Raw genomic sequence first — 13,150 nt, 5'->3', positions numbered from 1 at the left:
TATGTGGTTGCTCATTATTACAACACTGTTATGGGCAGCCTCTTTTAGCCTGATTGGCGAATATCTCGCGGGTCAGGTTGATAGTTGGCTCTCTGTTTTGATCCGTGTTTCTTTAGCGGCTTTGGTCTTTTTACCTTTCTTACGTTGGAAGGGAATTCGTTTTAAGGTAATTTTGCTTTATATGAGTGTGGGAGCTTGCCAACTTGGTATCATGTATCTGTTTGTCTTCCATGCTTATAACTATTTGACCGTCGCAGAATTCTTACTGTTTACCGTATTAACACCGCTTTATGTCACGTTAATTTATGATCTATTAGAACGTCAAAAATTACGCTGGGGTTATGCATTCAGCTCTTTATTAGCAGTGTTAGGCGCCGCTATTATTCGTTATGACCATTTAAGTGATGATTTTTGGTATGGGCTGTTATTAGTGCAACTTGCTAATATTTTCTTTGCTATTGGCCAAGTGGGTTATAAGCGATTAATGGAAGTACATCCAATTCCACAACATCATGCGTTTTCTTGGTTTTATCTTGGTGCAGTTACCGTTTCACTGGTTGGTGCATTGTGTTTTGCTGATTGGCAGAAAATGCCAACAACATCACTACAATGGGGGGTTTTATTCTGGTTAGGAATAGGGGCTTCTGGGATAGGCTATTTCATGTGGAACTATGGTGCTACACAAGTTGATGCTGGAACCTTAGCTATTATGAATAACATGATGGTTCCAGCTGGGTTATTAGTGAATTTCTCTATTTGGCAACAACATCCAAATTGGCCAAGTTTCATCATAGGCGCGAGCCTGATTGTTGCATCACTTTGGTTCCATCGACGCTGGATACACCGACCTGTTTTACAAAAGGAAGATTGTTAACAGCGTGCTGACCTGATAAACGAATAAATTCACGAATTGCCGGTTGATGTTGCTCTCCACTGCGATTGGCTGCATATAACCGGCTCCATAATCCCTCGCCTAATGTTTTTGTCACCACTAATCCTTGTTTTTCAAAATTCTCTACTGCCCAATGAGGTAGAGCAGCGATCCCCATGCCAGCCGCAACCATTTGAATTAACAACAATGTATTATCGACATGTTTAAAATGTGGTGTTATTCCTGCGGGTTGTAAAAAATGGCGCCACACATCAAAACGCTCTCTTTGCACAGGATAAATAAATAAGGTTTCTGCAATTAAATCTTGTGGCTGAATATGTAAGCGATTTGCGAGAGGGTGGTCGGGCGATAAAACCAGTTTAACTTCATAGTCAAACAGCGGAGTATAGTGTAAACGTGCATCATCTAAAATATCAGAAGTTAGTACTACATCTAATTCACGTTGTAGTAATGCTGGTTGTGGATCAAACGTAACCCCCGAATGGAAATCAACATTGACTTCAGGCCATGTTTGGCGATATTGCTGTAATGCGGGTGTTAACCATTGAATACAACTATGGCATTCAATCGCAATATTTAAATTTGAACTCCCCGGCTCATTACACGCTTCAATCGCTCTGCGTACGATAGGCAGAACTTCTTCAGCTAATTTGACCAGTACTTCACCTTGTGGAGTAAAACGCAGTGGTTGGCTTTTACGCACAAAAATTCGATAACCCAGACGATGTTCTAATTCACTAAATTGATGTGAAAGAGCCGACTGTGTTTGATGTAGTTGATTTGCTGCGTTAGCAAGAGAGCCAGTGTGCTTTAGTGCCAATATCGTTTTTAAGTGTTTTATTTCTATCATGAGAAACCTTCAGGTTGTTGATGAAAAATTTGCGCTTGTGATTTATACACTACCTGTAGATTATGGATGTGTAAACATCTAGACGGCTAAAAATAGGATTTTAATTATGACAATTCGCAATCACACACTGGGTTTCCCTCGTATTGGCTTAGATAGAGAGCTAAAAAAGGCACAAGAAAATTATTGGGCAGGCAAGATTTCACAAGAAGAACTTATCGCAGTGGGTAAAACACTTCGTGCTCGTCACTGGCAGCAACAAGCAGATGCAGGTGTCGAATTATTACCTGTTGGTGATTTTGCTTGGTATGACCAAGTATTAGGAACAAGTCTATTGTTAGGCAACGTGCCACCTCGTCACCGTAATGAAGATGGCTCATTAGATCTTGATACATTATTTAGAGTTGCGCGTGGTAGAGCGCCAACGGGTAAACCTGTTGCCGCATCTGAAATGACGAAATGGTTTAATACTAACTATCACTATATCGTGCCAGAATTCCAACAAGGTCAATCATTTACCTTTGCATGGAAAGAGTTATTAGATGAAGTAGATGAAGCATTAGCTCTTGGTCATAAAATAAAACCGGTGCTACTGGGTCCAGTGACTTATCTTTGGTTAGGCAAAGTAAAAGGACCTGATTTTGATAGATTAACGCTTTTAAAAGAAATTCTACCTATCTATCAACAAGTTCTTAATGCATTAAAAGAAAAAGGTATTGAGTGGGTACAAATTGATGAGCCTGCATTGGTCTTGGATTTACCAATTGAATGGCAAAACGCATACCAAACTGCTTATCAAGCATTAACGGGGCAGGTTAAATTACTACTGACAACTTATTTTGATAGTGTTTCTCATCATCTTGATATTATTAAGGACTTACCTATTAATGGGCTTCATGTTGATGTTTCAGCAGGCCAAGATGATTTGCAACACTTACATCAAACATTACCTAAAGATTGGGTGCTGTCATTAGGTGTCATTAATGGCCGTAATGTTTGGAAAGCCGATTTGAGTACACGTTATCAGCAAGTCGTTGCGCTAAAAGATAAACGTCCATTATGGATCGGAACTTCATGTTCATTACTGCACAGCCCAATTGATTTAAAGGCAGAAACTAAACTTGATGATGAAGTAAAAAGTTGGTTTGCTTTTGCTATTCAAAAATGTGAAGAAGTGGCTTTGTTGACTAGGGCACTAAATGCACCCGAAGGCGAGTATGATGATCAATTAGCACAATACAGTGCCCCAATTCGTCAACGTCAACATTCTACTCGCGTGCATAATGCCAAAGTGGCCGCTCGTTTAGAGTCGATTAAAACGCAAGACAGTGAACGAAATTCACCTTATACCCAACGCGCAGAAGTTCAACGTGCTCGGTTTAATCTGCCATTATGGCCAACCACGACCATTGGTTCATTTCCACAAACTACTGAAATTCGTACTGTGCGCCTTGATTTTAAAAAAGGAAATATTGATACAGTCGCTTATCGCAAAAATATCAGTGAACATATTAAGCAAGCGATAACAGAGCAAGAAAACCTAGGCCTCGACGTATTAGTGCATGGTGAAGCTGAACGTAATGACATGGTGGAATATTTTGGCGAGCATTTTGATGGCTATGTCTTTACACAAAATGGTTGGGTACAAAGTTATGGCTCACGTTGTGTAAAACCACCAGTGATTATTGGAGATATTAGTCGTCCGGAAGCCATTACTGTGGATTGGGCAACTTACGCACAATCATTAACTGAAAAGCCAGTCAAAGGAATGCTAACAGGGCCAGTGACAATTTTATGTTGGTCGTTCCCTCGTGAAGATGTGACGCGTGAAACAATTGCAAAACAGATTGCGTTAGCACTACGTGATGAAGTAGACGATTTACAAAAAGCGGGTATTGGTATAATCCAAATAGATGAACCAGCCTTACGAGAAGGATTACCACTGCGTCGTGATGAATGGCAAGCTTATCTTGATTGGGCCGTTGATGCCTTTAAATTAAGTGCCGCTGTTGCTGATGATGACACCCAAATTCATACTCATATGTGTTATTGCGAGTTTAATGACATCATGAATTCTATTGCTGCATTGGATGCTGATGTGATTACTATCGAAACATCACGTTCAGATATGGAGCTTTTAGAAGCCTTTGAACACTTTGATTACCCAAATGAAATTGGGCCAGGTGTTTATGATATTCACTCACCTAACGTGCCCAATGTGGAATGGATTGTGGGATTATTAAGAAAAGCGCAATCGCGTATTCCAGCAGAGCGTTTATGGGTGAATCCAGACTGCGGATTAAAAACACGAGGCTGGACTGAAACACGTGCAGCATTAGCAAATATGGTGGAAGCGGCTAAATATTTACGCCAAAACGCATAATAAAATAATTACTTATTAGCCTGCTATTTTTTGAATGATTACTTTGATAAAGAGTTACATCATCAAAATAGCAGGCTAATTTTATATAAATAAAAAAGAGTATTAATTAAAACTCAGAACAAATCTTATTATTGATATTCATTAGAGTTGCTATACTGCGAAAACTCTTTAATTTTATGGATATAATTATTGTGCAAACTAGCATTAAACTTTCGGATAAGGTATTAGATGCTTTTCCAACTCGACCTTTGAAATTAGTTCCACTAAGAGGAGATGGTGGATTATTTCGCACCTTATTCTTAGTTATTTTCATGTTAGCAATGACTGTATTTAGTGCTTATCAAATTCCCAATATTCTTTATGATTATAAAATCAGTGAGAATGCAGTACCTGTTGATGCTACAGTAAATGGCTCTTGTCGCTCTCAACTCTTTGTTTTGACTAATTGTAGTGTTGACTTACGCTATAAAGGCAATGAAGTCTCGCGTAATTTTACTTTTTTAGATTTAGGCCCTAAAGATGTGTTAGTTGAACCCGTCGCTGATGCAAATGATCTCAGTAAAATGACCGTTGATGTGGCGATAGATAATATTTGGCTTCGCTTAATTAGTACGATTATTTTTATCGGCTTATTTGGTTTTAGTGTGATCTTTTTTATTTATCGTCAAATACTGACGAGTAAGGTGAGAAAAGCATTATTATCAGTGGGCACTCAGCCTCTAAAATTAATAGCAATCCCGGCAAAAATGGTTGTGAGTAATAAGCAATTTATTGCAACTTATCATCTTAACTTAGATGGTAAAGATATTCGTATTGCTTATTCAGGAAATAAGAAAACACCTCCTATTGTGATTGAGCAAAATGGAAATACTTATGTCTTAGCTGTTTATTCACCACAACAAAATATCCCTTATGCTTTAGATGTGCCTTTAGAGCGTATTCAAGCAACGCCAGAAGAGAAACAACGTTTCCATGACGCGTTAATTGAAGAAGGTTTGCTGTAATCAATTTTAATTATTAAGAACATAATGCGTTTTCTCTTATGGGATGTAAGAGGAAACGCATTAAATAGGCACGATTAAAATAGTTGGTTTATTTAACCACCGAAAATCTTCGCTTTTAAAATATCCATCCCTGCACTGACTAAATCTAAATCTTTAGGTACCACTCCATCAGGCGTCACTTTATCAATGAGTTTAGGTAGATATTGTGCCGCCATTTCAGAAGCTTCAGTTGCACTTAAATTAATCTTTGACGCAAGTTCGTTAATAACAGGCGATGAGAAAACAGTTACGATTTGTTCAGCACTGATAGGTAAATTTGTATTTGTACTTATCCAAGATTGGATTAGCTCACTTAAACCCGCTGTATCAAATTGCTTTATTAAGCCTTCAATGCCACCTTGAGACTCAACCCAGTCGAGGACAGTTTTATATTGATTGATTTTTTCGCCACCTAGTAGGCTTGCAATTTGGTTAAATAAACTCATGATCACTCCAGTGACAAAATAGGTGCCACACATTAGATGTTAATTTTAAAGGCGGGTAGTGTACGCGCTATACTCGTCATACTTCAAGTTGCAGCGTTGTTGACGGCGTTCATTCGTACTAGTCACATACTTATGTATGCTCCTAGCATCTCATTCACTTGTCGCCTAGCTGCACCTTGAATTATTTAGAGTATATCTTCGCAGGGATGTGTATTCGTACTAGTCACATACTTATGTATGTTCCTAACGTCTCGTTCATTTGTCGCCTCGCTACAACTTGGCTACAACTTGAATTATTTAGAGTATATGTGCATCAAGGTATTTGCGCCGTCTATACTGATAAATGAAATGTTTATTTTAGTGAATGATTGAAGTCAGCAAATATTGATAATGTATTTGCTGATAATGTATTTCGAACGCCATATTTCGTGATGATAATCACAATTTTATGAAATTGTTACTTTGTTTGGCGCCTTGTAGGTGATATTGGTCACTAAAAAGGTCTGTAAAGCTGATAAAGTAAGTCTTAATTTAATGAACATTGGTTTTGTCCCATTGAGGAGTCCGATATGTCTGATGTATTTCACTTAGGTTTAACCAAAAATGACCTACAGGGTGCCACTTTAGCAATTGTTCCAGGTGATCCTAAGCGTGTTGAAAAAATTGCAAAATTAATGGATAACCCTGTCCATCTGGCTTCTTTACGTGAATACACGTCATGGCGTGGTGAAATTGATGGCAAAGCTGTCATTGTTTGCTCAACGGGTATCGGTGGTCCATCTACTTCTATCGCAGTTGAAGAATTAGCGCAATTAGGTATTCGTACTTTCTTACGCATTGGTACAACAGGTGCAATTCAAGAACATATCAACGTAGGTGATATTCTTGTGACTACGGCCGCAGTCCGTTTAGATGGCGCGAGCTTACACTTTGCACCAATGGAATTCCCAGCAGTTTCTGACTTTGAATGTATGAATGCATTGTACAAAGCCGCTAAAGACAATGGCTCAACTGTACACGTAGGTGTAACTGCGTCTTCTGATACATTCTATCCAGGACAAGAACGTTACGATACTTATACAGGCCGTGTTGTTCGCCGTTTCAAAGGCTCAATGAAAGAGTGGCAAGAAATGGGCGTAATGAACTATGAGATGGAATCTGCAACATTATTGACAATGTGTGCAAGCCAAGGTTTACGTGCTGGTATGGTTGCAGGTGTTATCGTAAACCGTACTCAGCAAGAAATTCCAGATGCAGAATTACTGAAGAAAACAGAAAACAATGCACTTGGTATCGTTATTGAAGCAGCTCGTATTTTAATGAAATAAGCATTTTCAATTGAGTTCTAAAGCCCTTAATACAAAAGTATTAAGGGCTTTTTTTGTATGGTAATTCATCACGTTAATATGACATGACAACAGAAGATGATTTCTGTTAAGGTCTTTAAGAACTTAACAACATAATAATGAGAAGAGGCGTTATGACTGATATCTTACAAACACATCCTTCGGTGTTGCCTTTAGTTGGTGGGATCAACTTTCGTGATTTAGGTGGAAAAAAATTAAGTAACGGTGGTGTTATTAAACCTGGAATGCTCTTTCGTTCAGGATCACTGGATAGATTAACCTATACAGATCAATCTCTTCTCGTTGATAGAAATCTTTTTCAAATCATTGATTATCGTGATGCCGGTGAAATTATTGATAAACCAGACCGGGTTTGGGAAGGGGCTCAATATTATCATGCACCTGCAAATCCATTATCAAAAGAAGTCTCCGCTAATCTTGAAAAATTGACACCTGAAATATTAGAGCAATTTGATGCTAAAGCATTTATGTTTCAGTTATATAAGTTATTACCTATTAATAATCCTGCATATAAGCAACTGGCTACACTATTAAAGCAACCTGAAAAAGGGGGGGTAGTGCAACATTGTGCAGTAGGTAAAGATAGAACAGGCGTGGGTTCTGCATTAGTCTTGTTTGCACTCGGTGCTTCTTTAGATGTGGTGATGGAAGACTACCTACTCACGAATGAAACATTAGCCCCTTATCGTGCTTACCTCTTAGAAGAGCATGCTAAAACAATGAGTGAACATATCGTCGATAAATTTGCCTATGTTTATTCTGTACAAGAAGAGTTTTTACAAACGGCACTAGCCAGTATTAATCAGCATTATGGCAACGTCGATACGTGGTTAGAGAAAGATATTGGTTTAGATATTGCAAGCCGAGATATCTTACAAAGTTATTTTCTCGAATAATGAAGTGATTTATATTCGGTTAATCAGTCTGTTTTATTTCACTTAGGTTAACCGAATTTAAGGCCTCTATTTTGACAGTACAAGATATCATTCATACCATCACTCTCTTTGTAAAAGAGCACGAAATCTGGGCTATTCCTATCGTGTTCTTTCTTGCTTTTGGCGAGTCACTCGCTTTTATTTCTTTGTTGATCCCCGCAACTGTTATTTTATTGGGATTAGGGGCCTTAATTGGTGAAAGTGGCTTATTTTTCTGGCCGATTTGGCTTGCTGCTGCATTAGGTGCTTTTTTTGGAGATTGGGTCTCGTACTGGGTAGGTTTCCACTATAAAGATGGCGTGAGAAACTTATGGCCAATTTCGCGATCACCACAAACGCTTGTTAGAGGTCATCAATTTTTTAATCGTTGGGGGATCTGGGGCGTATTTATTGGGCGTTTTTTTGGGCCTTTTCGTGCCATCGTGCCTTTAGTTGCGGGCATTTGTGCAATGCCACAGCGTTATTTTCAAATTGCTAATTTAACATCAGCCATGATCTGGGCATTTGGTATTTTGGCACCCGGTGCTTTTGGTTTGCAATGGCTTGCGAAATGGGTGGGATAATTGCGTCCTTTATCGCAAATCAAGTCATGATGTAAATTGTTGCTAGACAATATTATCTATGCGTTTTAACGTAGCCCGCTGGAAAGTAAAAAGGTCACTTTAGTGGATATTCAGTTGTTATATGGGATCATTGGTTTATTAGGCGGTGTACTGGTCGGTGGCGCGCTTGTTTGGTGGTCTATCCAGCAACGTCTAGCTGATAAAGAAGCCATGTTACGTGAAAACTACACACAGCTTGCCGTTGCCCAAGAAAAATCAGCAATTATCCCCTCTTTACAACAGCATATAGAGCAACTAGAGCAAGAATTGCGTGCTCAACGAGAAATTATTACCTCTCAAGAAGCAGAATTAAGAGAAGTGACAACGCGGTGGGAAGAGAGTCGAATATCTGCTGAAGAAAAACAGCGGCTATTAGTCAATAGTGAGCAACGGCTTGCGACGCAGTTTGAAAATCTGGCTAATCGTATTTTTGAACAAAGTGGGCGTAAAGCCGAAGAGTTAAATCGACAAGGACTAACGCATTTACTGTCACCTTTTCGTGAACAACTGGAAAGTTTTCGACGCCAAGTTCAAGATGGTTTTGGGCAAGAAGCCAGAGAGCGGCATACCTTAGTTCATGAAATTCGCCAGCTTCAACAATTAAATGTCAAGATGGCACAAGAAGCGGTTAACCTAACAAATGCCTTAAAAGGGGACAATAAAGTCCAAGGTAATTGGGGGGAAACGGTTTTAGCGCGTATATTAGAGTCTTCAGGATTACGCGAAGGCCATGAGTTTGAAACACAGGTGAGTATTCGCCATGAAAATGGCGGTCGCTATCAACCTGACGTTATTGTGCATTTACCTCATGGTAGGGATGTCATTATCGACGCTAAAATGTCGCTGGTGGCATATGAAAAGTATTTTAGTAGCCATGATGATAATGAACGTAAACAGGCGCTTTATGCACATGTGAACTCAATTAGAACGCATATTAAAGGATTGAGTGTAAAAGATTATCATAAACTACCGGGTGTTACGTCTTTAGACTATGTTTTGATGTTTATACCCATAGAGCCAGCTTATCTTGTTGCGATTGGTCATTCTCCTGATTTGTTAGAAGAAGCATTGAAAAACAATATAATGTTAGTTGGGCCATCTACTTTACTTGTTGCTTTGCGTACAATAGCGGCATTGTGGCGATATGAATATCAAAGCCAAAATGCGCAAGAAATTGCGGACAGAGCGGCTAAAATGTATGACAAATTAAGACTTTTCGTTGATGATATGCAAGGGCTAGGAAACAGTATTCAAAAAGCGCAGTCTGGCTATTTATTGGCGATGAAAAAACTCTCTGAAGGTCGTGGAAATCTTATCAGTCAAGCGGAAGGCTTCAAATCCCTAGGGGTTGAGATAAAAAAAACGATTGATAATGATCTCATTGAAAAATCGACGTCTGATTGATTTGAAAAATAAAGAGATAAAGATTTCTGAAATAAGACCAGTACTGAATTTACTAAATTTTGATTAATTAGCGGGCAAATAATATGACTCAACAAACTAAGGAAACAACAGATTTTGGTTTCCAAACCGTTGACAAAGATGATAAACAAACCATGGTTGCAAGGGTTTTTCACTCTGTCGCGTCTAAATATGATTTAATGAATGACTTGATGTCTTTCGGTGTCCACCGCATTTGGAAACGTTATACTATTGAAGCAAGTGGTGTAAGACGTAATCAACGAGTTCTTGATCTTGCGGGCGGTACTGGTGATTTAACAGCTAAATTCTCTCGTTTAGTAGGTGAAAATGGGGAAGTTGTTTTAGCTGATATTAATGATTCAATGCTGAAAATGGGACGTGAAAAGCTACGCGATCACGGTATTGTGGGTAATGTTAACTACGTACAAGCGAATGCTGAAGAGTTACCTTTCCCTGATAACCATTTTGATTGCATCACTATCTCCTTTGGCTTACGTAATGTGACCGATAAAGCGAAAGCATTGCGTTCTATGTTTCGTGTATTGAAACCAGGTGGACGATTGCTGGTGCTGGAGTTCTCTAAACCGGTTCTTGATCCTTTAAGCAAAATTTATGATGCTTACTCTTTCCATATCCTACCAAAAATTGGCCAAGTGATTGTAAATGATGCTGAAAGTTACCGTTATTTAACGGAGTCAATTCGTATGCATCCAGACCAAGAAACTTTAAAAGGTATGATGGAAGAAGCGGGATTTGGCCAAGTGACCTATACCAACATGACTGGCGGTATAGTTGCTCTACACAAAGGATTTAAATTCTGAGATGGAAAAAGCCACTTTTTCTCATGATATTGCTACTCAAGTGCTGTATCCGCTGTTAACAGCATCAATGGAGACAGCTCTTAATCACGTTTTATATCAGGAAAATGTGCTTAAACCTGCCCGCAATCGCCTTGCGGGCAAAGTGTTGGCGCTTTCTATCAATGAGTTTCCTCGTTCCATCTACTTAGTCTTTAGCGAACAACAAGTTGATGTATTAAGCCAGTGGGATGATGAAACTGATTGTTTGATAAAAACAAAATTACTTACTCTGATTAAGCTTCGCGATCGCCAAAAAATGTCAGAATTGATCAATCGTGGCGATATCACTATTGATGGTGATATGCAGGTTGTTCAAAATTGGTCTGCATTGCTAGATATGGCGCAGTGGGACCCCGCGCAATATTTAGCACCGTATATTGGCGACATAGCAGCGCAAAGTTTGACTGTTGTTGCAGGAAAGGGCGTTCAGTTATTTTCTTCACTCTTGAGTCACCAAAAAGGTTATTTGCGTGATGCGTTAATTGAGGAGTGGAAAACCGCACCTAGTGCATTAGAAACAGTCCATTTTTATGATGAAATAGAACAACTTGCACAGCAAACAGCCGAACTAGAAAAACGGTTAGGCACATTGGAGAAAAAATAATGCTCCTTAGTGAGTTAAAGCGCCTCTATCATATTATTCAGGTATTCTTATCTTATGGGCTTGATGAATTAATTCCTAAACATCGAATTACTTTACCTGCAAGATTGGGATGCCGAGCACTCTTTTGGATCAAAAATAAGCATCCAGAAAAACCATTAGGTGAACGCTTACGACTCGCATTGCAAACATTAGGGCCTGTTTGGATTAAATTAGGTCAAATGTTATCAACTCGACGTGATCTCTTTCCTCCTCAAATTGCTGACCAACTTGCGCTATTGCAAGATAAAGTTGCCCCTTTTGATGGCAAAAAAGCACGACAATATATCGAAAATTCATTTGGTGGTCCTATCGACCAATGGTTTGATGATTTTGATGAAACACCTCTGGCTTCGGCTTCTATTGCTCAGGTTCATACAGCGAAATTAAAAGAAAACGGCAAAGAAGTTGTGCTAAAAGTTATTCGCCCTGATATCCAGCCTGTGATCAAAGCAGATATCCGTTTAATGTATCGCTTGGCAAATTTATTACCGTTTTTACCTGATGGTCGTCGTTTACGACCTAAAGAAGTGATCCGCGAATACGAAAAAACATTACTCGATGAGCTAAATTTACTGCGTGAAGCCGCTAATGCTATTCAACTTCGCCGTAATTTTGAAAATAGCTCGATGCTTTATATCCCAGAAGTGTATTCAGATTATTGCCATGAAAATGTGATGGTGATGGAACGTATTTACGGTATTCCCGTTTCTGATATCGAAGCGTTGAATGCACAAAAGACGAATATGAAGCTTCTTGCAGAGCGCGGTGTAAAAGTCTTTTTCACTCAAGTGTTTAGAGACAGTTTCTTCCATGCGGATATGCATCCTGGTAATGTGTTTATTAGTTATGATCACCCTGAAAATCCATATTATATCGGCATTGATTGCGGTATCGTTGGTTCATTAAATAAAGAAGATAAACGCTATTTAGCTGAGAACTTCTTAGCTTTCTTTAATCGTGATTATCGAAAAGTTGCAGAGTTACATGTTGATTCAGGTTGGGTGCCAGCAGATACCAATGTGGAAGATTTTGAATTTGCAATCCGTACTGTGTGCGAACCAATTTTTGAAAAGCCTCTGTCTGAGATCTCATTTGGTCATGTGTTGCTTAATCTGTTCAATACCGCACGGCGTTTTAATATGGAAGTACAGCCTCAATTAGTGTTGCTTCAAAAAACACTGCTTTATGTTGAAGGTCTTGGGCGACAACTGTATCCACAATTAGATTTATGGAAAACGGCAAAACCTTTCTTAGAAGATTGGTTGCATAGCCAAATTGGTATTACAGCATTAATGAATGGCATAAAGAGTAAGGCGCCTTACTGGATAGAAAAAATGCCAGAGATACCAGAGCTGGTTTATGATAGTCTGAAACAACATAAAAATATGAAGTTAACACTAGATAAATTGACGGAACAAATAAGTTCGCAAAGAGTCAAACAGAGACAGTCTCTATTTTTATTGGGTATAGGTACGACACTGTTTTTATGCGGTAGCCTGTTTTTTGTTTCTGGTTTTAAAACATTATTCAGTGTTTTTATCAGTTTAGGTCTTCTTGCATGGATTTTGGGTTGGTTTAGATCTGGTAATGCACAATAAAAACACATCAAAGTTTGTCTTTGAGCAAGTTAAAAGATGAATTCGAGATTCCCGAAAATTGAATTCGTTGTATATAATGGGCACTGTTATTAAGTATAACCCCGAAAATAGT

12 protein-coding genes are annotated in these 13,150 nt (G+C 38.8%); 10 read left to right on the top strand and 2 right to left on the bottom strand.

Annotated elements, in window-relative coordinates:
* The first annotated feature begins 1 nt into the window (after position 1).
* On the top strand, positions 2 to 874 hold the full coding sequence (locus ABN217_RS11020) for a carboxylate/amino acid/amine transporter (RefSeq protein ID WP_196554330.1): 873 nt from the start codon (positions 2 to 4) through the stop codon (positions 872 to 874).
* Here the strand turns inward: ABN217_RS11020 and metR are convergent.
* Positions 789 to 1,742: an HTH-type transcriptional regulator MetR gene (metR, locus tag ABN217_RS11015; RefSeq protein ID WP_115351170.1), complete on the bottom strand. Its 954-nt coding sequence runs from the start codon at positions 1,740 to 1,742 to the stop codon at positions 789 to 791. The genes ABN217_RS11020 and metR overlap by 86 nt on opposite strands.
* A gap of 106 nt (positions 1,743 to 1,848) precedes the next feature.
* On the opposite strand from metR, the gene metE reads away from it, so the two are divergent.
* The gene (gene metE / locus ABN217_RS11010; RefSeq protein ID WP_164525885.1) at positions 1,849 to 4,122 is read left to right on the top strand and encodes a 5-methyltetrahydropteroyltriglutamate--homocysteine S-methyltransferase; all 2,274 of its coding nucleotides are present in this window, start codon (positions 1,849 to 1,851) and stop codon (positions 4,120 to 4,122) included.
* A 176-nt stretch (positions 4,123 to 4,298) separates the two neighbouring features.
* On the top strand, positions 4,299 to 5,126 hold the full coding sequence (locus ABN217_RS11005) for a hypothetical protein (protein WP_072069499.1): 828 nt from the start codon (positions 4,299 to 4,301) through the stop codon (positions 5,124 to 5,126).
* Positions 5,127 to 5,218: 92 nt separating this feature from the next.
* On the opposite strand, the gene ABN217_RS11000 is transcribed toward ABN217_RS11005, so the two are convergent.
* A complete protein-coding gene (locus ABN217_RS11000; RefSeq protein WP_072069498.1) occupies positions 5,219 to 5,611 on the bottom strand; it encodes a YidB family protein in 393 nt (130 codons plus the stop codon).
* Positions 5,612 to 6,180: 569 nt separating this feature from the next.
* On the opposite strand from ABN217_RS11000, the gene udp reads away from it, so the two are divergent.
* From udp to ubiB, 7 genes are all read left to right on the top strand, one after another.
* Positions 6,181 to 6,939, top strand: a complete 759-nt coding sequence (gene udp, locus ABN217_RS10995; RefSeq protein ID WP_023583501.1) for a uridine phosphorylase — start codon at positions 6,181 to 6,183, stop codon at positions 6,937 to 6,939.
* A gap of 152 nt (positions 6,940 to 7,091) precedes the next feature.
* Positions 7,092 to 7,874 carry a tyrosine-protein phosphatase gene (locus ABN217_RS10990; protein ID WP_349459400.1) on the top strand — a complete coding sequence of 261 codons (783 nt, stop codon included), beginning with the start codon at positions 7,092 to 7,094 and terminating at the stop codon, positions 7,872 to 7,874.
* 71 nt (positions 7,875 to 7,945) lie between these two features.
* On the top strand, positions 7,946 to 8,476 hold the full coding sequence (locus ABN217_RS10985) for a DedA family protein (protein WP_164525886.1): 531 nt from the start codon (positions 7,946 to 7,948) through the stop codon (positions 8,474 to 8,476).
* Between the two features lie 102 nt (positions 8,477 to 8,578).
* Entirely contained in the window at positions 8,579 to 9,919 is a 1,341-nt protein-coding gene (gene rmuC, locus ABN217_RS10980) for a DNA recombination protein RmuC (RefSeq protein WP_072069495.1), read from the top strand.
* Between the two features lie 83 nt (positions 9,920 to 10,002).
* Positions 10,003 to 10,758 (top strand): bifunctional demethylmenaquinone methyltransferase/2-methoxy-6-polyprenyl-1,4-benzoquinol methylase UbiE, encoded by a 756-nt coding sequence (ubiE, locus tag ABN217_RS10975; protein WP_072069494.1) that lies wholly within the window; start codon positions 10,003 to 10,005, stop codon positions 10,756 to 10,758.
* A gap of 1 nt (position 10,759) precedes the next feature.
* On the top strand, positions 10,760 to 11,401 hold the full coding sequence (locus tag ABN217_RS10970) for a ubiquinone biosynthesis accessory factor UbiJ (protein WP_072069493.1): 642 nt from the start codon (positions 10,760 to 10,762) through the stop codon (positions 11,399 to 11,401).
* A complete protein-coding gene (gene ubiB, locus ABN217_RS10965) occupies positions 11,401 to 13,038 on the top strand; it encodes a ubiquinone biosynthesis regulatory protein kinase UbiB (RefSeq protein ID WP_072069492.1) in 1,638 nt (545 codons plus the stop codon). Before ABN217_RS10970 ends, ubiB begins: the two co-directional genes overlap by 1 nt.
* Positions 13,039 to 13,150: the final 112 nt, after the last annotated feature.

The sequence above is a fragment of the Proteus sp. fly-1067 genome (assembly GCF_040139345.1).
In the GTDB taxonomy this organism is placed as follows: domain Bacteria; phylum Pseudomonadota; class Gammaproteobacteria; order Enterobacterales; family Enterobacteriaceae; genus Proteus; species Proteus vulgaris_B.
This window is presented reverse-complemented; position numbering and strand designations above follow the sequence as displayed.

Bases quoted from the DNA above. Each gene is read 5' to 3' on its own strand.
- ABN217_RS10990 (WP_349459400.1), top strand. From the start codon at position 7,092: ATGACTGATATCTTACAAACACATCCTTCGGTGTTGCCTTTAGTTGGT.
- ABN217_RS11000 (WP_072069498.1), bottom strand. From the start codon at position 5,611: ATGAGTTTATTTAACCAAATTGCAAGCCTACTAGGTGGCGAAAAAATC.
- udp (WP_023583501.1), top strand. From the start codon at position 6,181: ATGTCTGATGTATTTCACTTAGGTTTAACCAAAAATGACCTACAGGGT.
- ubiE (WP_072069494.1), top strand. From the start codon at position 10,003: ATGACTCAACAAACTAAGGAAACAACAGATTTTGGTTTCCAAACCGTT.
- ABN217_RS11005 (WP_072069499.1), top strand. From the start codon at position 4,299: ATGGATATAATTATTGTGCAAACTAGCATTAAACTTTCGGATAAGGTA.
- ABN217_RS11020 (WP_196554330.1), top strand. From the start codon at position 2: ATGTGGTTGCTCATTATTACAACACTGTTATGGGCAGCCTCTTTTAGC.
- ABN217_RS10970 (WP_072069493.1), top strand. From the start codon at position 10,760: ATGGAAAAAGCCACTTTTTCTCATGATATTGCTACTCAAGTGCTGTAT.
- metE (WP_164525885.1), top strand. From the start codon at position 1,849: ATGACAATTCGCAATCACACACTGGGTTTCCCTCGTATTGGCTTAGAT.
- metR (WP_115351170.1), bottom strand. From the start codon at position 1,742: ATGATAGAAATAAAACACTTAAAAACGATATTGGCACTAAAGCACACT.
- ubiB (WP_072069492.1), top strand. From the start codon at position 11,401: ATGCTCCTTAGTGAGTTAAAGCGCCTCTATCATATTATTCAGGTATTC.